The organism is Collinsella sp. AF11-11 (assembly GCF_003465485.1).
Classification (GTDB): Bacteria; Actinomycetota; Coriobacteriia; order Coriobacteriales; family Coriobacteriaceae; genus Collinsella.
Genome location: NZ_QSAS01000013.1, coordinates 2,914 through 24,402 on the forward strand (window position 1 = coordinate 2,914; position 21,489 = coordinate 24,402).

Annotated in this window: 17 protein-coding genes; 1 reads left to right on the forward strand and 16 read right to left on the reverse strand. The window is 61.1% G+C overall.

Features of this window, described 5'->3' with window-relative positions:
• Positions 1-320 precede the first annotated feature (320 nt).
• The 12 genes from DWV58_RS07805 to DWV58_RS07860 form a co-directional block, all read right to left on the reverse strand.
• On the reverse strand, positions 321-1,289 hold the full coding sequence (locus tag DWV58_RS07805) for an SIS domain-containing protein (RefSeq protein ID WP_117776737.1): 969 nt from the start codon (positions 1,287-1,289) through the stop codon (positions 321-323).
• Between the two features lie 144 nt (positions 1,290-1,433).
• Positions 1,434-2,198, reverse strand: a complete 765-nt coding sequence (locus DWV58_RS07810; RefSeq protein WP_117776738.1) for a GntR family transcriptional regulator — start codon at positions 2,196-2,198, stop codon at positions 1,434-1,436.
• Positions 2,199-2,200: 2 nt separating this feature from the next.
• Positions 2,201-4,183: an ATP-dependent DNA helicase RecQ gene (locus tag DWV58_RS07815; protein ID WP_117776739.1), complete on the reverse strand. Its 1,983-nt coding sequence runs from the start codon at positions 4,181-4,183 to the stop codon at positions 2,201-2,203.
• Between the two features lie 265 nt (positions 4,184-4,448).
• Positions 4,449-5,168, reverse strand: coding sequence for a GntR family transcriptional regulator (locus DWV58_RS07820; protein WP_117776740.1), 720 nt, complete (start codon positions 5,166-5,168; stop codon positions 4,449-4,451).
• 104 nt (positions 5,169-5,272) lie between these two features.
• A complete protein-coding gene (locus DWV58_RS07825) occupies positions 5,273-6,280 on the reverse strand; it encodes a YitT family protein (RefSeq protein WP_117776741.1) in 1,008 nt (335 codons plus the stop codon).
• A 353-nt stretch (positions 6,281-6,633) separates the two neighbouring features.
• Positions 6,634-7,263, reverse strand: coding sequence for an HAD family phosphatase (locus DWV58_RS07830; protein WP_158564546.1), 630 nt, complete (start codon positions 7,261-7,263; stop codon positions 6,634-6,636).
• Between the two features lie 159 nt (positions 7,264-7,422).
• Positions 7,423-8,406, reverse strand: coding sequence for an SIS domain-containing protein (locus tag DWV58_RS07835; protein WP_233503150.1), 984 nt, complete (start codon positions 8,404-8,406; stop codon positions 7,423-7,425).
• 191 nt (positions 8,407-8,597) lie between these two features.
• Positions 8,598-9,431, reverse strand: a complete 834-nt coding sequence (locus DWV58_RS07840) for a PTS system mannose/fructose/sorbose family transporter subunit IID (protein ID WP_055252122.1) — start codon at positions 9,429-9,431, stop codon at positions 8,598-8,600.
• Between the two features lie 13 nt (positions 9,432-9,444).
• Positions 9,445-10,239, reverse strand: a complete 795-nt coding sequence (locus DWV58_RS07845; RefSeq protein WP_117776742.1) for a PTS sugar transporter subunit IIC — start codon at positions 10,237-10,239, stop codon at positions 9,445-9,447.
• Positions 10,240-10,275: 36 nt separating this feature from the next.
• Positions 10,276-11,199: a PTS mannose/fructose/sorbose transporter subunit IIAB gene (locus tag DWV58_RS07850; protein ID WP_117776743.1), complete on the reverse strand. Its 924-nt coding sequence runs from the start codon at positions 11,197-11,199 to the stop codon at positions 10,276-10,278.
• A 183-nt stretch (positions 11,200-11,382) separates the two neighbouring features.
• On the reverse strand, positions 11,383-12,465 hold the full coding sequence (locus DWV58_RS07855; protein ID WP_117629037.1) for a DMT family transporter: 1,083 nt from the start codon (positions 12,463-12,465) through the stop codon (positions 11,383-11,385).
• Between the two features lie 287 nt (positions 12,466-12,752).
• Positions 12,753-13,745: an SIS domain-containing protein gene (locus DWV58_RS07860; protein WP_117776744.1), complete on the reverse strand. Its 993-nt coding sequence runs from the start codon at positions 13,743-13,745 to the stop codon at positions 12,753-12,755.
• A gap of 205 nt (positions 13,746-13,950) precedes the next feature.
• Here DWV58_RS07860 and DWV58_RS07865 point away from each other — a divergent pair, with 205 nt between their 5' ends.
• Positions 13,951-14,673: a GntR family transcriptional regulator gene (locus DWV58_RS07865; protein WP_117776745.1), complete on the forward strand. Its 723-nt coding sequence runs from the start codon at positions 13,951-13,953 to the stop codon at positions 14,671-14,673.
• Positions 14,674-15,062: 389 nt separating this feature from the next.
• On the opposite strand, the gene DWV58_RS07870 is transcribed toward DWV58_RS07865, so the two are convergent.
• The 4 genes from DWV58_RS07870 to mfd all read right to left on the reverse strand — a co-directional run bounded on the left by DWV58_RS07870 (position 15,063) and on the right by mfd (position 21,380).
• Positions 15,063-15,653 carry a GNAT family N-acetyltransferase gene (locus tag DWV58_RS07870; protein ID WP_117776746.1) on the reverse strand — a complete coding sequence of 197 codons (591 nt, stop codon included), beginning with the start codon at positions 15,651-15,653 and terminating at the stop codon, positions 15,063-15,065.
• Positions 15,654-15,731: 78 nt separating this feature from the next.
• Positions 15,732-16,757 (reverse strand): low specificity L-threonine aldolase, encoded by a 1,026-nt coding sequence (locus DWV58_RS07875; protein ID WP_117758486.1) that lies wholly within the window; start codon positions 16,755-16,757, stop codon positions 15,732-15,734.
• Between the two features lie 45 nt (positions 16,758-16,802).
• Complete coding sequence (locus DWV58_RS07880) at positions 16,803-17,666, reverse strand: phosphatase PAP2 family protein (protein WP_117776747.1); 864 nt, start codon at positions 17,664-17,666, stop codon at positions 16,803-16,805.
• An 81-nt stretch (positions 17,667-17,747) separates the two neighbouring features.
• Positions 17,748-21,380 (reverse strand): transcription-repair coupling factor, encoded by a 3,633-nt coding sequence (mfd, locus tag DWV58_RS07885; protein WP_117776748.1) that lies wholly within the window; start codon positions 21,378-21,380, stop codon positions 17,748-17,750.
• Positions 21,381-21,489 lie beyond the last annotated feature (109 nt).

The following is a 21,489-nucleotide window of genomic DNA, read 5'->3' on the forward strand; positions in this document are numbered from 1 at the left end:
ATCCCCGGCGCGGCCCGCTTTTTTGACTCACGCAGTGCCCTTGCGAATCGAAGGTGAATACTTTTTCCGCGAAGTGAACGAGCAAAAACGAGCCCCCGAAGCATCGACACTTTTCAGACGCCGTTTCCTGCGGTTTCGCCGAGTTTTTCCTGCGGTTTTGGCGCCAAAAAATGTCGATGCTTCGGGGGTCCAAAATAGGTCGTTCACTTCGCGGAAAAGTATTCGACTTCGTTTTCGCGCAGACACGAATCCGGCCGCCACAACGCAAAACGGGGCCCGCGCGCAGCGCAGACCCCGTCAAAAAAGATAATTCCCGGTGTCTAGTACTGCTCGACACCCATATAGCGACGAACCTCGGGGCTGTGGTCGAACACCTTGCCGCGGGCGGCGCGCAGCTCGCAGCTCATGTTGTAGAAGAAGATCGGCTCCAGGTACGAACGCACGCTGGCAGGCACGTCGCCCACGCCGTACTCGAGTGCGTCGAGCACCATGACCGTATCGGTGTGCGTGTTGAGGAACGCAAGTGCGCGCTCCTCCATGGGGCGGCACTCGCCCGATCCGAGCTGCACAAAGTAGAACACGCCGGGCTCGGTGGCCTCGAAGGGGCCGTGGAAGTACTCGCCGGAGTGGATGTAGCAGCAGTGCTGCCACTGCATCTCCATGAGCGAGCAGATCGCCATGGCGTAGGTCTGGCTAAAGTTGGGGCCGGAGCCCAGGATGTAGAAGAACTTGTGCTGCTGGCAGAGCTCGGCAAAGCGATCGCCCAGCTCGGCGTTGACCTTTTCGCGAGCAGCGGGCAGCAGCGCGTCCATCTGCTTGAGACCGGCGTACATGTCGGCGAGCGCCTCGTAGCCCTCCTGCTGGTCGAGCAGCTCGGCAGCCATCAGAACGCCGATGCCCTGCGGGACCTCGGCCTGCGACTCGCCCTTGCCCCACGGATAGACCCAGGTAGTCCACTTGCCGTTGTCGATCTTGGAACCCGCGTAGTCGGTCATGGCCACGACCTCGGCGCCGGCAGTCAACGCCATCTCGCAACCGTCGATGACCTCCTGCGTGTTGCCGCTGTGGCTGCAGGCAACGACGAGCGACTTCGGCCCCAGGCTCTTGGGGGCCATCAGGCAAAACTCGCGCGCGGTGTAGACCGTCGAGGCAAACGTGGTGGCCTCGCGCTTGAGCAGCTCGTTGGCCGGCATCAAGTCGATCATCGAACCGCCGCAGGCGATCCAAAAGACGTTCTCGATCTTACCCTTGCGCTCGATAATTTCCTGAATCAGATCGTGTGCGTTCACGGTGACGCTCCTCCTTGTGTCGCGACTTTGAACGACGGCAGCTCGTACCTGCGGTCGTTCTATGTTGTTCTATTTATAGCACGCACGACGACGCTCGTGAAGCCATTTCGCCAAACTTGTTCTATGTTGTTCTATCTGTGGATGTTAAATGTCGAACACGTAGCGCGAGCCCACGATCTTTTGGCGCCCGAGCAGCAGGGGGCGCTCGTCTGCATCGGTAAAATACGCCTCCATATAGAAGAGCGGCTCGCCGACCGGCACCTCCAGCAGCGGGGCCGCCTGGGCATCCGCCAGCGCAATCTCCACGGTGCAGGGGTCGGACTTGAGCGGCGCGCGACCCGAATGCTCGGCAACGAGCGAGAAGATCGAGTTGTCGGCGAGGTCCTTATCGGCAAGCGTCTGCAGGTAGGGATGGTCGGCGAGCACAAAAGCGTTGTTCTCGAGCATGACGGGCACGCCGTCTGCCGTGCGCACGCGCTCGACCACAATGAGCTCGCAGCCGGGTTCCACGCCAAAAAATGCCGCGTCCTCGTGCGTCGCCGCAACCACCGTGCGCGACACCAGGCGCGCTCCGGCCACCATGTCGTTGGCGGCGCAACCCTCGGAAAAGCTCTGAACGTCACCCTTCTGGACAATCTTGCGCTTGAGCTTGGGCGCGCACACAAACGTGCCCCTCCCCTGCTGGCGGTTGAGATACCCCGCGCGCGACAGCTCCTCGACGGCGCGGCGCACGGTGATGCGTCCCACGCCGTAGTACTTCGCGAGCTCCATCTCGGAAGGAATGCGCGAGCCGGATGCGTACACGCCACGCGCGATCTCGCCCTTCAGGTCGTCCATAACCTGCTGGTACAGCGGCACGGCGGAAACCTCGGCGCACTCAGAACGTTCGGTCTTGTTATCGGTTGCCATCGTTACGCTCCATCCCGCGCATGCTCGGACTCAAACTCTTCAATCGCCGCCATAAACTGCTCGCCAAAGGCGTCGGCCTTTTTCTCGCCGATGCCGTTGACCTGGATAAGCTCGTCGCGCGTCCGAGGGCGCAAGCGGCACAGGCCGCGCAGGGCCTTGTCGGAGAAGACCATGTACGGCGCCATCTCCAGCTCGGTCGAGATCTCCTTGCGCAGGGCACGCAGGCGCTCGAACAGCTCGGCATCGTTGCCAACGCGCGGGAGCTGATCCAGCTCGGCCTCCTCGCGCAGCAGATCCACCGCACGGCGGGCGCGTGCCGAGGCCTTGCGCTTGGACGCGCGACGCTTAACGGTAAAGGCAAACGCCTCGTCCTCGACCTCGCCGGCGCGCGGACCGAGTCCCACGACCGGGTATTGCCCCTGCGATGTGGCCAGATAACCGCGGCCGCACAGCTGGCCGATGATGTCCTTGATGCGCCCGACCGATTCGCTCGACAGCTCACCATAGCCGCGGTCCTCGTCCAGATGCATCTGGCGAATGCGCTCGGTGTTGCCGCCGTGGAGCACATCGGCGATGAGCGACTTGCCAAAGCGCATGGGACGCGTGGCAACGTAGCGCACAGCGGCGCGGGCCATATCGGTGACGTCCTCGACCTCGAACTGCGTGAGGCAGTTGCTGCAGTTGCCGCAGCCCTCGGCCTCGTCCGTGGCGGTGCTGCCCGCACCAGCTGCGGTCGCATGCTCGGCTGCGGCCTCGTCGCCAAAGTAGCGCAGCATGTATTCGCGCAGGCAGCCGGTGGTATTGCAGTAGCCCTCCATCTGGCTGAGCAGACGATATCGATTCTGGAGCGCCCACGCGCGCTGCTCGTCGTCGAGCGCCTCGTCGGCCGCATCGCCGCGGTCGATCAAAAAACGACGCATGCGAAAATCGTTGCCGTTCCACAGCAGGTGGCAGCTGGCCGGGTCGCCATCGCGACCGGCGCGGCCCGCCTCCTGGTAGTAGGCCTCGATGCTCTCGGGCACGTTGTTGTGAATCACGTAGCGCACGTTGGGCTTGTCGATGCCCATGCCAAAGGCGTTAGTGGCAACCATCACCTGAATATCGTCATCGATAAAGGCACGCTGGCTTTGGCGGCGGGCGTCGTTACCCATGCCGGCATGGTAACGACCAACGCGAATGCCGCTGGGGCCCAGCGCTTCGGCAAGCTCGCTTGCCAGCGCATCGACCGTCTTGCGAGTCGAACAATACACGATGCCGCTCTCGCCCGAATGCGCAATCACATAGTCGCGCACCCACGCGGCCTTGGCCTTGTCGCCCATCTCCTCGCAACCAAAGTAGAGGTTCTTGCGATCGAAGCCCGTCACTACCGTCGCGGGGTTTTGCAGACTGAGCATCTGCTGAATATCGGCACGCACGCGCTCGGTTGCCGTAGCGGTAAAGGCCGCCACGATGGGGCGCTGCGGCAGGGAATCGATAAACTCGCGAATCTGCAGGTAGGCGGGGCGGAAATCCTGTCCCCATTGGCTCACGCAATGGGCCTCGTCAATGGCCACGAGCGGCACGCCAATGCCGCCGTCCGCCGCGGCCTCCTGCGCAAAGGCCAAAAAGCGCGGCTCGAGCAGGCGCTCGGGCGCCACGTACATAAGTTGGTAGCGGCCCTCGCGCGCCCGCTTGAGCACGGTGTTTTGCTGGGCCGGAGTAAGGCTGGAGTTGAGATAGCTGGGCCGCGCACCCGCCGCGAGCAACGCACGGGTCTGGTCCTCCATAAGCGACAGCAGCGGGCTCACCACAAAGGTGATACCGGGCAGCATGAGCGCGGGCACCTGGTAGCAAATGGACTTGCCGGCGCCCGTGGGCATAACACCCAGCGCATCGCGACCGGCAAGGATCGCATCGACCATGCGGTCCTGTCCCGGGCGAAACGAGGTGTAGCCAAAATAGGCGCCGAGCGTGTCGAGCGCCATCTGCTGCATGCTATCGGTCATGGTTTCCTAACGTCCAAGTCATCTGCCGCCGATTATACGCCGCCACACGGACCAGCGCCGCACGGCTGCCGGCCACAAGCAACGCGATCCGAGGGAACGAGCGTGGATTTTTGGACACTTTCCTGATGAGCGTGGATAATCTCCCACTTTGAGCCCGTCACCAAGCCAAAAACGGGAGATTATCCACGCTCATTCTGCAGATTGCCGCTCTGGCGGGCTTGCAGCGTCGACCGGTCCGCCGTTCGTTAGAACGGCGGAACCAACCCTACATGACCATAACGTAGCGCGATCCCACGTAGTACTGCTTACCCATCAAAACCGGCTCGCCATTGGGGCCGATAAAGCCGGCACGCAGGTTGAGCAGCGGATCGTGCGGGGCAATGCCCAACTCGGCCGCCTGCTCGGCGTTAGCTCGAACGGCCTCGACCGTGCGGTAGCCAACCGAGACAATCGGCGTTCCGCCAACACGCTCGACCTCGGCAAAAATCGACTTGTCCTCAAGATCGGCCGTCAACAACTCACGGTATGTATCAAACGGCACAAAGATATTCTCCTCAAAGATGGGCTCGCCGTCGGCCGTACGCACGCGCTTGATATGCAGCAGCAGCGCATCCTTCTGCAGGCCAAAAAACTCCATCTCGCTTTGGCGCGCCGGAACGATCTGGCGATCGACCACATGCGCACCGGCCTTCATGCCGTTATCGGCACACAGCGCGGTAAACGTCTGCAGCGTCGAGGCGTGAAACTGGCGATTGATGTGCGGCGTGGAAACAAAGGTGCCGCGGCCCTGCTGCTTGACCAGGTAGCCATCGGAGCAGAGCTCCTCGACGGCGCGGCGCACGGTGATGCGACTCACCTCGTACTGCTCGGCAAGCTCAAGTTCGGACGGAATACGCTCCTTGGGTGCATAAACACCTTTCTCAATCGCATCCTTTATTTCGTCGTAAATCTGCTGGTAAAGCGGTGCATTTTTGGGCGCAGGCATATCTGATCACTCTTATCAAAATATCGAAATAACTAATACGTATATAACGTCTTTTTATATGTTATCTCAGTTTGATAAAACGATACACCACATACAGCAAATCCTTACTTGCCGTCGTCCTGTTGCAGACTGTCCTGCTCGCTGAGGCGCGCCTGCCTGCTGGCCATGCGTGCGGGCTTGTCGGGATCGGGAACGGCCGTGGGCATGGGCTCGTCGACATGACCACCCCACCAGCCGCCCACAAAGCTGAGCGTGTGGAACACGTTGATCACGGCACCGGGATCAATGTCGCACACCAGCTTGATAATGTCCTGGCTCTCGTAGGTCGAGACAACGGCGTGCAGCAGGTACATCTTTTCGCGGCTATATCCGCCGATGACCTCGGCGCAACTAATGCCGTGCTGAAAATGGTCAACATAGGCGGTCATGACCTCGTCTGCCTTGCGCGTCGTGATCTGCAGCGTCACGCGGTCGTAGCGATGATAGAAGCTGTCGATGGTCTTGGTCGAAATAAATTGGAACACGATGGAGTACGCCGCATTGTCCCAGCCAAACATAAGCCCAAAGATCGCCAGGATAAAGCAGTTAAAACCAAAGATGACGCCCCAGATGGTCTTGCCCGTGTGGTTGGAGACCCACAGCGCGATAAAGTCGGTGCCGCCGGTAGATGCGCCGGACTTAAGCGCGATGGCAGCGCCCAGACCCGAGACCACGCCGCCAAAAATGATGAGCATGATCTTGTCGCCCAAAAACGGGGCAAAATGAAAGATGTTGAGGAACAGCGACGAGAGCATGACCTGCATCATCGAGAAGATGACGAAGCGCTTGCTGATGCCGCTCCAGCAAAGGAGCGCCACGGGGATGTTGAGCGCGAGCATGCCGAGCGAGATGTCGATATGAACGCCGCCGAGCGAGGTGACGCGATCGAGCAGGACCGCGACGCCGGTGAGGCCGCTCGGAAGCAGGTCGGCGGGGCGAATGAACGCCTGAATCAGAAATGTCTGGAGAACGGCGGAGATGGTGACCGCCACGGCAGTAATGGCGCGGCGGACGATGGTGAGACGGCCGAGCACGAGCACGCGGTCCGTGAGCTGATCGATGGCGTTCGCCACGTAGGCTCCTTTCGAAGGCAGATGTAATTGTGGGGCATGCCGGCGATTGTAGCATGGAGCGCGAGAGGGCGCTTCAATTCACCCTCTCTCGACAACCAAAACGAGCCAGCAGCTCCCCAACCAAAGAGCCAAATTCTAAGTGAGTAGACTTTTCGCGATCTACCAAGCGCACTCAAAACAGCCACCTCTCCGACCTGCGGTTTTACTAAGGCAGATACGCTTTGTGCTCGGCATGTGCCAAAAAGTCTACTCACTTAGTCCGAGTCGAAGCCAAACGGATCTAAATCGAAGCCAAAATGAGCCAATCCACCGCAAGAGACGTGTGAATCCGCACTTCTTGCGGCGAATTGACGCTACAAAGCGGTCAGAATGTCGGCGAGGTTGTCGATGACGGCGTCGGCTCCCGTTTGGTCCAGGTTAACGCCCTCGTGCGGACGCAGTGCCAGGACGCGCGCGCCGGAGCGCTTGCCGGCCTCGATGCCCAAAGGCGAGTCCTCGATAACCAGGCACTCGGTAGGCTCCACCCCCAGTGCCTCCATGGCACGCAGGTAGATCTCGGGGTCGGGCTTAAATGCACTGCACTCGTGACCGCTGATGGTGTAGTCCAGCACGTCGGTGATACCGGCAATCTCCACCAGCTCGTCAATGAGCTCGCGATAGGACGAGCTCGCGATGGCACACTTGACGCCGCGCTCGTGCAGCTCGCGCATCACCGGCTCCGTCTGCTCGTTGAGCAGCTCGGCATACGGAACGGGATGGTCTGGACTGTAGACCTGCTTGTACTCCACGCGCAGACGCTCGCGCAGCTCAACATCGTCGGGCACCAGCGCCTCCCAAATGGCGGGCTCGTTAGACCCCGAAAGATCGGGAATCTCATCAAAGTGGAACCCCTTCTCTTCCATAAACGCCACGCGGCGACGGTTGTAGAACCACTCGGTATCGACCAGCACGCCGTCCATATCAAACAGCACTGCCTTGATCATACGCATCTCCTCCCACCTGCCAAAAAGGGACAGGTTTATTTTGGTAGGTTTTATCTGGTGTTTTGCGACGCGACAGACACGCCCTCCCCAAAGCAAAAAAGGGGACGGGGCAAAACCCCATCCCCTCTCAATCAACCCGTAAGGTCTACTTACTTGTGATTAGTAGGAAAGCTTCCACATGTAGCGACGCATGGTCAGCGGGTGCTGACGGGCCTCGGCGATCTGGTTGCCGTACTCGCGCATAACGGCGAGGTGCAGCAGCGGGTTGAAGTAGGTGACGACGCTCGCGGGCACGGCGTCGGCCAGGCCGTAGTCCTTGGAGTCGATCAGAGCGACCTTGGCGCCCATGCGCTTAAGGAAGGTGAGGGCGCGGGCGTCCATCGGACGGGTGGCACCATCGGACATGAAGAAGACGTAGGGCTTACCCTCGGTGGAAACCTCGAACGGGCCGTGGAAGTACTCGCCGGTGTTGTAGGCGGCGGCGTCGATCCACTGCATCTCGGTGAACAGGAAGGCGGCGTGAGAATAAGCCATCTTCTCGGAGGCACCGGAGGCCATGAAGTAGATCATCTTGTCGTCCTTGAAGTCCTGGGCGAACTGCTTGGCAAGACCCTTGGCGGACTGAGCGGCGTTCTCGCAGAGCTCGAAGACGTTGGTGAGGCCGGTGATCATGTCCTCGTAGTGGTCATAGCCTTCGGTCTGCTGAAGGATCTCGAGTGCAAGAGCGATGGCGTAGCCGGGCTTCTCGCACTTGGCAGCGTAGTTGGCGTGGAAGCCGTGAACGATGACGTGGTCGGCGTCGACGGTCAGAGCGGAGCCAGCCTTGTTGGTGAGGGAGACGACCGGGCAGTTGTGCTTCTTGGCGGTCTTGTTGGCCTCGACGGTCTCGGGCGTGGAGCCACCCAGGGAGCAGGTGATCACGAAGGTGTGCTCGTTGACCCAGGAAGGCGTGTCGTAGTTGAACTCGTTAGCGGTGAAGATCTGAACGTTCAGCTTGTCCGTGTTGTTGGCCAGGAAGTACTTGGCGGGGTAAAGGTCGGACATGGAAGCACCGCAGCCGACGAAAGCGACGCTGTGGATCTCGTGGTTGGACAGGACGTCAGCGACGATCTGCTTAGGGAGGTTAAGGTCGATCTCGTACATCTGACACATTCCTTTCGATTTGTTGCGGCGTCACATTGCCGGACGCTCGCAGGGTTACCGTAGTTAGGACCGAGTCGCCGGCCCGTTGAGGATGTGACAAAGGGACTATCCCTTTGTCACATGTTAGGGATGGAAGCCTGCCTGGGGTATGGGATGCCAGGCAGGCCCCCGGGGGAAGCGCTGGGTCGCGACTAGGCCAGGATGCCGGCCGCGGAGAGGGCGATGCCGCCCACGATGGCGATCACGAGAAGCCAACCGGTGTTGACGTTCTTCTTGATGAGCCAGTACATAAGGCCGGTGAGGCCAAGGGAGATCATCTGGGGCATCATGCCGTCCAGGATGTCCTGGATAACGACGGTACCCTCAGCGAACTGCAGCGGGGTGGTGGCGCCGATCAGCGTAGCGATCATGCCGCCCACGGACATAAGACCCACGATGCCGCAGACATACATGAGCTTCTCCATGAGGTCGCCACCCTGGAGCTTGCTCAGGTACTCGTGGCCGCCCTGGTAGCCGATCTTGGCAGCGAACCACGTGATCAGCACGGAGGGCACGATGGAGATGAGCATGGCCAGGATCGGACCCATGATGGAGCCCTGCTGAGCCAGCTGAACGCCCAGGCCAAAGGCGATAACGCGGATGGTGCCCTGGAAGAAGGAGTCACCGATGCCGGAAAGCGGGCCCATGAGGGAGGTCTTGACCGCGTTAATCGAATCGGGATCGAAGTTCTCGGGATCCTTGGCGTACTCCTCCTCCATGGAGGCGGCGAGGCCTAGGACAAAAGCGCTCGTCTGCGGGGTGCAGTTGTAGAACGCCATGTGACGGTGGTAAGCCTCTTTCTTAGCAGCGAGCTGCTTGGGGTCGGACTCATCCGGATAGAGGCGATCGAGCGTGGGAACCATGCCGTAGAGGAAGCCCATGTTCATCTGACGCTCGTAGTTCCAAGAGGCCTGGATGGCCCAGGAGCGCCAGAAGAACTGGCTGACCTTCTTGTTCAGGGACACGTCCTTGGTTGCGGTTGCCATAGTGTGTTCCTCCTTAGTCTTCGTCGTCTTCGAGCGGATCGTAGTCGGAATCGACACCGGCGGCTGCATGGGAACCGTTGAACTTGAAGCCCATGAAGACGACAGCCAGGCACACACCGATCAGAGCGACCGCGATGACGGACAGGTTGAGGTAAGCGGCGAGCAGGAAACCGATGAACAGGAACGGAGTCATACCCTTCTTGATCATCATGGTGAGCAGCAGGGCCAAGCCGTAGGCGGTCATGATCTTGGTCGAAACGTTAAGACCAGTGGACAGCCACTCGGGAACCATGTTGACGATGGCCTGAACCAGGTCGGTGCCAACAAAGACGGCCAGGAAGATCGGCAGGAAGTACATGATGGCGTACAGACCGGAGCCGGCGCAGATGTGCATACGGTAGGCGGTCTTGAAGTTACCGTTATCGATCGCGCTATCGGCCACATGGGTGAGGGCGGCGATGATGGAACGGAACACGATGCCGAGGAGCTGACCCAGGACGGCGACCGGGATGGCGATCGTCATGGCGGTCTCAGCAGAAGCATCGGTCAGGCACGCGAAGGCAGCTGCCACGATGCCGCCCAGGACCATATCGGGCGGAACGGCGGCGCCGACCTGCACCAGGCCCATGGACACGAGCTCGACGGCGGCACCGACGGCAAGGCCGGTGGGCACATCGCCCAGCAGCAGACCGACGAGCGTAGCGCCAACGAGGGGCTGCTCGAAGTTAAGACGACCGAGCAGGCGGGAGTCCCACATGCAGAACACGCCGACGAGGCCGACGAGCACCGCACTGATGAACGTATTCATACCCTTCTCCTTTCAGTCAGGCAAAAGCCTGGTTGATTACAGCTTGGCGTCGATGTCGACGCTCTGATACGTAGGGGTCTGCTGGACGTAGAGCTTGATGCCCATGTCGAGCAGCTGGTTGACGTCGGCCTTCTGGGTGGCGTCGAGGAAGACGGAGCTGTCCTTGCCGCCGATCTGATCGGCACCGTCGTGGTTGGCGGTGGCGCCCAGGTTGATGGCCTCGAGCTTGTAGCCCTGGCAGAACTGCAGCATCTCGGCCGTGTTGCCAAAGACGAACATGACGCGCTCGCCGAGGGTGTTGAGCTTGTCCATCTTGGCGAGGGCACGCTCGACGGTAAAGACGTTCAGGCGCACGCCCTGGGGCTTGGCAAGCTTGAGAGCGCCCTTCTTGATGTCATCGTTGGCGGCAGCGTTGTCGACGACGATGATGCGCTCGGCCTGAACCTTGGTGGTCCAGGTAAAGACGACCTGACCGTGCAGCAGACGGTAGTCAAGACGTGCGAGGACGATCTTGGCGGGACCGGAGCTGTGACGGGGCGCCTTAGCCTTCTTGGCGGGAGCCGCGGCAGCCTCGACCGGTGCGTTGGGGTTGGTCAGACCGGTGCGGGCCTCGTTGATGAGGGCCGCGAGCTCGGCACCCTTGACGGGGGCGGGGCTCATAGCGAGCGTCAGTGCCAGCGGAATGTTGAAACCGCTGATCACCGTGAATGCCGCACCGTTGCGGGAAAGCTCGACCATGCTGTTGTTGACCGAGCTGCCGAGCATATCGGTCAGCACATAGACGGTGTCGTCCGCGTTGAACGTGGCGATCATGGCGTCCACCTTGTTGGTGATGGGCTCCTTGTCGTCACGAGCAAGCGACACGACGTGGACGTTCGACACGTCGCCGAGAACCATCTCGAGCGTGTCTTTGGCGCCTGCGGCCAGGCCGCCATGAGATGCGAGAATGATCTGATTCATCTTGCCTCCTCCTTTTCGTTATGGTCATTATAACGTCTTATACGTTGCGGATATTGCTAATTAGTATAAAGACCGTTCGCGGGTGAAAATCGACCGTTGACGGGTTTAACGTACTTGAAACGTTGGGGCTGGGCAGGCCGGCACTGGCGGGACAACCCCAAGTCGGACCCTGCGCGCAATCCCCTATCGCACGAAGTACCAGGGGCTTTCCTGCACGGTGGGCTCCAGCGCGATGCCGGTGCGTTCCTTAAACAGATCCATGTCCTGCGTTTTCTCCGTCCACCACGCGTTAGGCTTAAAGGTCATGCTCTCAGCGACATGACCGACAAATACACTGTTGCGCAGCTTGGAGAAGTCGGTGTTCATAATCAGGATGGACATGAGCACCAGCACAATACCCAGGACCTTGATCGCGCCGGCGGACTCGGCATAGACACCAATGCCCACCAGTACGGTGACGACCGTCTCGAAAGACATTACGACGGGAACTTTCGATGTCTCGAGCCCCATGGACAGACCCTGCATATATAAGATGTAAGCCACGGCTGTGGGGATGAGTCCAAAGCCAAGGAACAGCAGCAGCAGCTGTGGCGACATTGCCGCGGCGACATCCGGCCACGGAGCCGCGATAGCCGCCATAACCGCACCGCCAAAAACAAGGCCCCAAAACGTGACAGCCAGCGGGTGGACCGTCTTGGTTGCTATCCGGCTAAACACCGCGAGCGACGCCCCACAAAAGCCTGCAATCACGCCCGACGTGACGCCCCAAACCGAAAAATGGAAACCGGAAAGGTCGCCATTAGTTACTGCAAGTACACAGCCCCCTATGTTAAAAGCGATGGCAACGAGCTTGTTGGGGGTCACGTCCTCGCGATAAAGCACGCGGCCGAGCACGACGCCAAACACCGGCGAGGTATAGAGCAGCACCGAGGCCGTGGACATGCCCACCTCGCCCATACACTCGTAATAGCAAGTGTTGGCGGCGGCCAAACCGACGATACCGACAAGCGCGCAGGAAACAAGCTCTTTAGGGCTTGCCTTGAACAGGGCCAGCGGACCCTGAGCCACGGTAGACCCCTCACCCGAACGGCAGCCCATAAACATCAGGACCGGCGCCAAGATAAGCGCTCCGACCAACAAGCGAAAGGCAGCCATACTCTGGGACGTAACGCCCATGGCCGAGATGCCGTTTACAAAGATTCCGATGCTGCCCCACATAAGCGCGGCGATCAGCACCAGCACATAGCCCAGATTGCTTTTCTTCAACGCAGCCTCCTCGGTATTGTTTCCAATATGTTTCACACTACGTTATAGTCGTTATATACATTTTTCAAGGCACAAATCGGCGAACGGGAAATCTCTCGACACAAGGAGTGTCCCCAACTGCCGGCACAAAAGGAACATCCCTAACTGCCGGCAGAAAGGGAACGTCCCCAAGTGCCGCTCTAGCAGTTGCGGTGAAATAGTTCTCAAACAGAGGCTTCACACTCCCAAACAGGAACTATTCCACCGCAACTCATGAGGGGTATTGGGCTGTTAGGCCGCTCTATCCCTTAGTAATCCAGCTTCCACATGTAACGGCGCGTCATGTAGTCCTTGTGGGTGACGGCGGAGAGCGCACGCATGTAGACGTTGTTGAGGATCGGGGCAAAGATCAGGTGGTTGAAGTACTCGCTCACGCTGTCCTTGATGTCGTTGAGGCCGAGCTCCTTGGCGTCGAGCTGGTAGACGCGCTCGCCACCGTACTGGTTGACGAAGCGGATGCCGCGCTCGTCATTGCAGCGGCTGCGGCCGACGCTGATGAGCTGGAACAGCGAGGTGCGCTTGTCCAGAATCTCGAAGGGGCCGTGGAAGAAGTCGCAGGTGTTGATGGTGCAGGAGTCGATCTGCAGCATCTCCTGCACGTTGCAGATGCTAAAGACGTAGGCGGCACCAAAGAGCGGGCCCTGGGCCATGACGTTGATGCAGGGCTTGTCGGCGTTCTGCTCGGCCCACTTGGCAGCGAGCGGACGGGTGTACTCGACAGCCTTGCGATAGATGGGGTCGACCAAGTCGAAGGCGGCCATAGCGGCCTCGTACTCGGCATAGCCCTCGGTCTGCTGCGTGAGTTCCATGGCGATCATGGTCACGACGGCGGAGTTGGTACGGCCCATGCAGGACTCGTCGACGGCCAGGCTGTCATACTGGATCTTGTAGTCGCAGACCTCGGTGAGGCCGGACTCGTCAACATAGATGGCGATGGTACTGGCGCCGTGGTCCTTGGCGACCTGGGCGGCGACGATGGTCTCCTTGGTGCCGCGCATGGACACGACGACGGCCAGGGTGTTCTCGTTAACGTAGGCGGGGGTTGCGTGCACGAACTCGTTGCTGGTGTAGCTGGAGCTCACGACCTGCGTGGCCTCGTGCTCCATAAAGTACTGGGCAGGATAGTTGCCGCCGTTGGATCCGCCGGCGCCAATCCACACGACGCGCTTGATGCCGCCCTTGTCTGCCTTGTCAGCCAAAACCTGGGAGACGACATCCTTAACCTGTTCCTGAGTAGTCATCGTGCATCAGCCTTTCTTCTCGTTTGATGCTCTCGATGGCATACAAGTTACATACATGTTTTGGCTATGTCGACTAGTTGTATGCTATATTTGTCTTAGATATTTTGCTGGTAAAGTTTTCGGCAATCCATTATCAGCGGTTTTGTTGTCATGTTGGATACATGCTTGGTTCAGTAAGCATACAGGTTAGATACAGGTTGGTCGCATGAATGCTTCGTCTAAAAAGAAACTGGCCCAATACGAGCGTCTGGCGGGTACGCTGCGTGACCGCATCGCCGCCGGCACCTACGCACGCGGAGACAAGCTGCCGTCCGAGATGGAACTCATGGACGAATCGGGTCTGTCGCGCAGCACCGTGCGCCATGCCCTTAAGGTTCTTGTTGACGAGGGCCTGGTTCGCACCGAGCGCGGACGCGGCGCCTTTGTGGCCGACACGCCCGCGCTCCACGAGAACAACCTGGTGTTTTCGAGCTACACAGCGCAGATCCAGGGCCAGGGCATGAAGCCCACCACGCGCACGGTGGACTCGGGCTTTGCCAAGGCAACGGGTAGCGTGGCCAAGTTTTTCGATGCCGCCGTGGGCAGCAAGCTCGTCAAACTTGTCCGCCTGCGCTACCTGGACGACGCGCCACTGTGCCTGGAAACCACCTATCTACCACCGAGCTTTGAGGCACTCATCGATCGCGATATCAACGGTTCGCTCTACGCCATGCTGCGCCAAGAATTCCATCGCGCGCCGGCACAGGGACATAAGACCTTTGAGGTGTGCTATGCCTCGCAAAACGAGGCGTTTTTGCTCAACGTTGAGCGTGGGCAGGCGCTGATCTTGATCACCGACTACGTCTACGACACCGACGGCCGCCCGCTCCATATCTCCAAGCGTATCCAGCGCACCGACCGCGCCAAATACACCGAGCCCATCGGCTAGCGCACCAAACGAGGCAAAATGTACCAAATAAACGTTTTACCTGCGGTTTTTATTAAATCTCAAGCCGGCATGGCGCAAATGCCAACATCGCCTGGCAACACTCGCCGCCCAAGCTCAACTGTTCCTGCCCAAAATATCCAGCACCGTAAATCTAAGTGAGTAGACTTTTCGCGACCTGTCGAGCACATTCAAAACAGCCACCTCCGTGACCTGCGGTTTTACTAAGGCAGATACGCTTTGTGCTCGGCCTGCGCCAAAAAAGCCTACTCACTTAGCCCGCAAGGCGTCCCGAGGGGACAATCCAGGTCAAAATAGCGTACAAACGCCACGCTACTTGCGGCGATTTGATACCACAAGACAGCCAAAAACCTGCCAAAATAAACCTGTCCCTAAATGGTAGGTTTAGGAAGGTCGGGGAACCAGGTTGGTTTGGGCTGGTTGGGGGTGCGCTCGGCCAGGACCAACTCCATCCAACACATGTCGTACCAGCGACCGAACTTTTGAGCGCAGCGGTCGAAGGCACCCACCAGGCGATACCCCATATGGGCATGGAAATCCTGACTGTTGTGCGTTAGATACTCGTCGTCCTTGTCGTGCGGCACGGCGATGAGGGCGCACATGTTGGTGATGCCCATCGCGACCAGGCACTGCTTGAGCGCGTCGTGCAACCTGCGACCCAGTCCGCCGTGGCGCACGTCGCGCGCCAGGTAGATCGATGTCTCGACCGACCAGTCGTACGCCTCGCGGCTGTTGAGCGGACTCACATAGGCATAGCCTACCGGGCGCCCGTCCAGCTCCATCACCAGATACGGGTAGCGCTTCAGTGTACGCTCGATGCGCCCGGCGAACTCCTCAACGCTCGGCACCTCGTATTCGCAGGTAATCGCCGTCTGGCGCACATACGGCTCATAGATGGCAAGCAATGCCGGCGCATCATCGGGCGTCGCCAGGCGAATCGTCGGCTCGGACATCTCGGCCATCCAACCCTTCCCTCTCAAAAGCAAAGGCCGCCTTGCGCCAAACCCAGGCGCAGGGCGGCCCCTCGTCATTACATCAACCTACAGGACAGCCGCCAGCGCGTCGATGTCCTCCTGTGTCGTGGCCCAGCTGGTGCAAAAGCGCACCACGGTGTGGGTCTCGTCGTACTTTTCCCAGTACTCGATCGAAGCATGCTCGCGAATGCGGGCCATGTCCTCGTTGGGCAAAATCACAAACTGCTGGTTGGTGGGCGTCTCCAAGAAGAACTGGTAGCCGCGCTCATGCAGCACGCGACGAAGCGCCTGCGCCGTCTCAATCGCCTGGCGGCCAATCTCAAAATACAGGCCGTCGGTAAAGAGCGCCTCAAACTGAACGCCCGTCAGACGGCCCTTGGCCAGCAGCGCTCCGTGCTGCTTAATGCGCGGAATGGGGTGTGCCGGAGCGTGCATGCCGCAAAACACCACGGCCTCGCCGCAAAGCGCGCCGCACTTGGTGCCGCCAATGTAGAACACGTCGCACAGCTGCGCCAGCTCGGGCAGGGTAATGTCGCACTCATCGGCCGCCAGCGCATAGGCCAGACGGGCGCCATCCACAAACAGCGGAATCTGGCGCTTCTGGCACACCGCATGAATCGCCGCAAGCTCGGCGGCGGAGTACAGCGTGCCGTACTCGGTCGATAGGCTCACGTACACGGCACCTGGGAACACCGTGTGCTCGTAGCTCTCGTTTTCGTAAAACACCTGGATATAGCTGTCGAGATCCTCGGCATGCATCTTGCCCTCGTAGCCGGGAATGGTAAGCACCTTGTGGCCGCCAAACTCGATGGCACCCGCCTCGTGGCAGGCAACGTGGCCGGTCTCGGCTGCAACGACGCCCTCGTAGGGCGCAAGCAGCATGTCAATCACCGTCGCGTTGGCCTGTGTGCCACCCACCAGAAAAAACACGTCGGCATCGGGTACCTGACAGGCCTCACGAATGAGCTGCTTGGCACGCTCGGTGTGTGCATCGGTACCGTAGCCGGGCTGCGGCTCCATATTGGTGTCGACGAGCGCCTGCAGCACTGCCGGATGTGCGCCGTGAGAATAGTCATTGTTGAACGCGAGCATGGTAATCCTCTCTAGCCGGGCACGAGCCCGATGATTCAGATGGGGCTATTGTACGCCGCCCGGATAGGCAATGCGCGCGGCAAGGCACTCGAGCGCCAGCACCAAGGCAAAGCCGCAGCTCACGTCACTCAAAAAGTGCGCACCGATCACGATACGACCAAAGGCGACGAACGCCGCAACCACAGCGGCGACCCAAAAGACCGCGCGGCGGCGCGACGGCTTTTCCTTAAAGGCCGCCGCGGGAAGCCCGGCGAGCATAAGGCCGATCGCCGCGTGTGCCGTGTGTCCGCTCGCAAACGACTTAAAGCCGTCCTTGATCACGCCGGCGGCGATATAGGTCCACTTGTCGGGGTTGCCGATCACCCACCACGGCTGAAAATCGAGCCCCTGCGTCACCTCGATCACGCGCATGCGCGGGCGCGACCACAGCGGCTTGACGATCACGTTGAGGATAATGGCCTGGGCGACCCACACGGCAAGCACCATCAACGCCCAGCGCGTGAGCTCTTTGGAGTCGGTGTCGCGCGTGAGGCGATAGACGATAAGATTGGCGGCGATGACCAGCACAAACGTCAGCACCAGCTGAGCCGCGACGAGTTTGCCGCCAACCCGCAGGGACGAGACGATCTCGTAGCCGGCCAGGCCGACGTTGACGAGGATGCCGAGCACGGCGAGCCATTTACTCCCCCTGGAGTCGGGACGCACTGCGCGCACGAGCATAACGCCCGCGATGCTCGCCGTCAGCTCGAACGGCAGCTCGCCGGCGGCCTCGATAAAGCGACCGTACATGCTGGCGATGTTGAACAGCGCGCTCGAGATCTGGTAATCGAAAAAGCTGCCCACGCCCAGACAAAGACACAGAACGACCGCGATAGCGGCGGCGTCTTTCTTATAGATGTACCCGAACATGCTTTCCTTTCCGTCGGGCGAAGTTTTCAACCTGCAACGTGGCGGGGCAAAGAATCCTTGTCCCGCCACGCCACCTACCTGTTATTCATCATCGCTGACGCCCAGCTGCTGCAGCAGCATGAGCGCCGCGGCCACGGGGCCGGTGCCGTCGCTGGCGTCGAGACCGCGACCCAGGCCGCTGCCCGCACCGGCGCCCGCCTTGTAGGGCACCGACAGCTTGCGGCTCTTGGGGAAGTTCACCGCACCGTAGCGGGTCTTGAGCTCAAAGGCCACCTTCTTGGGCACGTCGACACCCAAAAAAGTGATGCGTCCGCCGCTGAGCGTGACGCTCTCGAGCCCCAGGCGCTCGCCGCGAATGCGGATGCGCGCGCGGTTGAACAGGTTGAGCCCCGCCAACGGCAGCTCACCGTGCGCGGCCTCGGTCTCTTCCTGTACCTCGTCGATGCTCTCCAGGTCCTCGGCCGCCGCGAGCTTGCGGTACACGAGCACGCGCTGGTCCACCGCCGGCAGGTACTCCTCGGACAAGAAGTAATCGGCCGGCAGGTTAATGCCCACGCTCGCCGCCTCCACGCCGGCGTCGTCATCGCCGCGCGCCTCGGCCACGGCCTGGCCCAACATCTGCGTAAACAGGTCAAAGCCCACGCTCGACAGGTTACCGTGCTGCTCGGCGCCCATGAGCGAGCCGGCGCCGCGAATCTCCAGGTCGCGCATGGCGATACGCATGCCGCTGCCCAGGTCCTGGAACTCGGAAAGTGCAGTCAGGCGCGCCGTGGCCTCCTCGGTGAGCGGCAGCTCGCCCGGGAACATAAAGTACGCGTAGGCCTGCGTGGCCGAGCGACCCACACGGCCCTTGAGCTGGTAGAGCTGTGCCAGGCCCAGGCGCTGCGAGTCCTCGATGATGAGCGTGTTGGCGGTCGCGTTGTCGATGCCGCTCTCCACGATGGTCGTGGCGATGAGCACATCGATCTTTTTGGTCGCGAACTCGATCATCACGTCCTCGACCTCGCGCGGGCTCATCTTGCCGTGCGCCACGCCCACGCGCGCCTCGGGCGCGGCCTCGTGCACGCGTGCCACAGCGTCATCGATGGTCTTGACGCGGTTGGACACGTAGTACACCTGTCCGCCGCGACCCACCTCCAGGCGAATCGCCGCGCTCACCACGTCGGGGTCGTACTCTCCCACGTGCACGATCACGGGGCGGCGCCCAGTCGGCGGCGTGGTGATCAGGCTCATGTCGCGCACGCCGCTCGTGGCCATCTGCATGGTTCGCGGAATAGGCGTTGCCGAAAGCGTAAGCACGTCAATCTGCTCGCGCAGGTTTTTGAGCTGCTCCTTGTGCTGCACGCCAAAGCGCTGCTCCTCGTCAATGATCACCAGGCCCAGGTTCTTGGGGTTCACATCGGCCGAAAGCAGGCGATGCGTGCCGATGAGCACATCAATCGTGCCCTCGGCAAACGCCTTGAGTGCGCGCTTTTGCTGCGCCGGCGTGCGAAAGCGGCTGAGCACCTCGACCTCAAGGCCAAACGGGGCAAAGCGTTCAAAGAACGTCTCGTAGTGCTGCTGGGCCAGAATGGTCGTGGGGCAGAGCACCATGACCTGGCGACCGGAGTCCACACACTTAAACGCCGCACGCAGGGCGACCTCGGTCTTGCCAAAGCCCACGTCTCCGCACAGCAGGCGGTCCATGGGCTTGGGCGCCTCCATGTCAGCCTTGATGTCGGCGATAGCCTCCAGCTGGTCGCGCGTCTCGTCGTAGGGGAAGCTCTCCTCCATCTCGATCTGCTCGGGCGTATCGGGCGGGCAGGCGATACCGGTAATCGACGAGCGACGCGTATACAAATCGACCAGGTCAAACGCCAGCTTTTTGGCGTTCTTGCGCGCCTTGTTGGTGGCACGTGTCCAGTCGGCGGTGTTGAGCCTGGTCAGGCGCGGCTTGTCGCCGTCGGGGCCAACATAGCGCGTGATGCGGTCGACCTGCTCGAGCGGCACGTAGAGCTTGTCGCCGTCGGCATATTCCAGCAAAAAGTAGTCGCGTTCCTTGCCGCCCACTTCCTGACGCGCGATCTCGCTAAAGAGCGCGATGCCATGCGTTGCGTGCACCACATAGTCGCCCGGCTTAAACGGGAAGGTGATCTGCGTAATGTCAACCTTGCGGCGGCTGCGCGCGCGATTGGCATCCATGCGGGCGTTGAGGTCGGCGATCGAGAACACTGCCAAATTGGCGTCGGGCACCACCACGCCCTGCGGCAGAGCGGCATCGACAAAGGTCACGCGCCCGTGCGAGATGGTGGGCACGGCGGCACCGGCGGCAGCCTGGGCGGCACCCGCCTCGAGCGAGCGGGCGTTGAGCGCGTCGGCCTTGCGCTCGCGAATGGAAGCATGGGCCTCCTGGCGAACAGCACGGTCGGCAGAATCCGCCGCCGCCACGCGCACGCGCTCGCCAATGACGCCGGCGTTTTCGGGGGCGGCCGTCAGCGATTCCTCAAAGGTAATGCCCTCGTCGCCAAAGGTGAGCTCCATCGACTCGCGCGCACCGCGGTCGGGGATGGCAAACACGCAGGCATAGCGCTTGCCCACGACCTCCTGGATGCGCGTCATAAAACGGTTGTCCGAGCCTGCGATGGCCGGCTGCTCAATCTTGAGCTCGGCCGTCACCGCACCGCCGGCACGGATGAGGCTCACATAGTTCAGGCGCTGCTGGGCACCAAAATCGAGCTGTTGGGCGCGCACGTACAGACCATCCAGGCGGTCAATCCCTGCCTCGCCGGCACGCGCCTCGATATCCTCGTAGGCGCGCAGACAGTCGTCGAACAGCGAGCGCGGCTCGGACAGAACCACGAGTGCCTTGCCGCTCACGTGCGCCAACGGGCTTACGGTCTGGCCGTACATCACCGGCAAAAAGCGGTCGAGCTCGGGCGTGACGATACGCGCATCCACCATCTCGAGCAGCGCCGCCAGTTTGCTGTCGTCCTGACTGGCGCGATAGAGCGCCACGTGCATGTTGTGGACGGCATCGTCGGTAAGCGCCAGCTCACGGCAGGGGAAGATCTCGATGCTGTCCTCGTTGCCGATGGTTTGGCCCGTGGAGCTCACCATGCGGCGGATGCGGTCAATCTCGTCGCCAAAGAACTCGATGCGCACGGGCGCCTTTTCCTGTGCGGGGAACACCTCGACGGTGTCGCCGTGCACGCGGAACAGACCGGGCGCGTCGGCGGCGCCGGCATTGGTGTAGCCCATGCCCACCAGGCGCTGCGGCACCTCGTCAAAAGGAATCTCCTCGCCCACCGCAAAAGTGGTGGACTCCCAATAGCGACTCTCGACCGGCGGTACGCAGCGCAACAGTGCACGGGCCGAAGCGACCATGATGCAGTTGTCCCCGCGCACGATGCGCCCCAGAGCCTCGCAGCGCTGCGCCACCACGGCGTCGTCGGGCGCCTGCTCGCGCCACGGATAGTCCTTGCGCTCGGGAAAACGGCACACATGCGCCAAGCCCACGTAGGCGGCAAGGCTGCGCGCGGCGCGATCGGCCGCGTCCTCGCCGCTCACAATGTAGACCGTGGGGCGCGGACGGCGCGCAAACTGGGCGGCCGCCATGAGCGTACGGCCCGACTGCGACACGGCCAGCGTCACGTCCTCGCCGGCATCGAGTCCGGCCTCGACGGTCTGCAAGGCCTCGGCAGTGTAGAGCTGCGCGGCTATACGGTGAATGAGCATGCTGTTCCTCCGGCATCGCAACGCCAAAAGCCCGCCGGGGCAAGCTCGGCGGGTCGTACGTCAAATACATTGTCTGTCATGGTAGCGCATGGAGAGGACTCCAGCTCAA

Coding starts and splice junctions, on each gene's coding strand:
- DWV58_RS07810 (WP_117776738.1), bottom strand. CDS start 2,198: ATGGCAACCGATAACAAGACCGAACGTTCTGAGTGCGCCGAGGTTTCC.
- DWV58_RS07815 (WP_117776739.1), bottom strand. CDS start 4,183: ATGACCGATAGCATGCAGCAGATGGCGCTCGACACGCTCGGCGCCTAT.
- DWV58_RS07820 (WP_117776740.1), bottom strand. CDS start 5,168: ATGCCTGCGCCCAAAAATGCACCGCTTTACCAGCAGATTTACGACGAA.
- DWV58_RS07830 (WP_158564546.1), bottom strand. CDS start 7,263: ATGATCAAGGCAGTGCTGTTTGATATGGACGGCGTGCTGGTCGATACC.
- DWV58_RS07835 (WP_233503150.1), bottom strand. CDS start 8,406: ATGTACGAGATCGACCTTAACCTCCCTAAGCAGATCGTCGCTGACGTC.
- DWV58_RS07840 (WP_055252122.1), bottom strand. CDS start 9,431: ATGGCAACCGCAACCAAGGACGTGTCCCTGAACAAGAAGGTCAGCCAG.
- DWV58_RS07845 (WP_117776742.1), bottom strand. CDS start 10,239: ATGAATACGTTCATCAGTGCGGTGCTCGTCGGCCTCGTCGGCGTGTTC.
- DWV58_RS07850 (WP_117776743.1), bottom strand. CDS start 11,199: ATGAATCAGATCATTCTCGCATCTCATGGCGGCCTGGCCGCAGGCGCC.
- DWV58_RS07860 (WP_117776744.1), bottom strand. CDS start 13,745: ATGACTACTCAGGAACAGGTTAAGGATGTCGTCTCCCAGGTTTTGGCT.
- DWV58_RS07865 (WP_117776745.1), top strand. CDS start 13,951: ATGAATGCTTCGTCTAAAAAGAAACTGGCCCAATACGAGCGTCTGGCG.
- DWV58_RS07870 (WP_117776746.1), bottom strand. CDS start 15,653: ATGGCCGAGATGTCCGAGCCGACGATTCGCCTGGCGACGCCCGATGAT.
- DWV58_RS07875 (WP_117758486.1), bottom strand. CDS start 16,757: ATGCTCGCGTTCAACAATGACTATTCTCACGGCGCACATCCGGCAGTG.
- DWV58_RS07880 (WP_117776747.1), bottom strand. CDS start 17,666: ATGTTCGGGTACATCTATAAGAAAGACGCCGCCGCTATCGCGGTCGTT.
- mfd (WP_117776748.1), bottom strand. CDS start 21,380: ATGCTCATTCACCGTATAGCCGCGCAGCTCTACACTGCCGAGGCCTTG.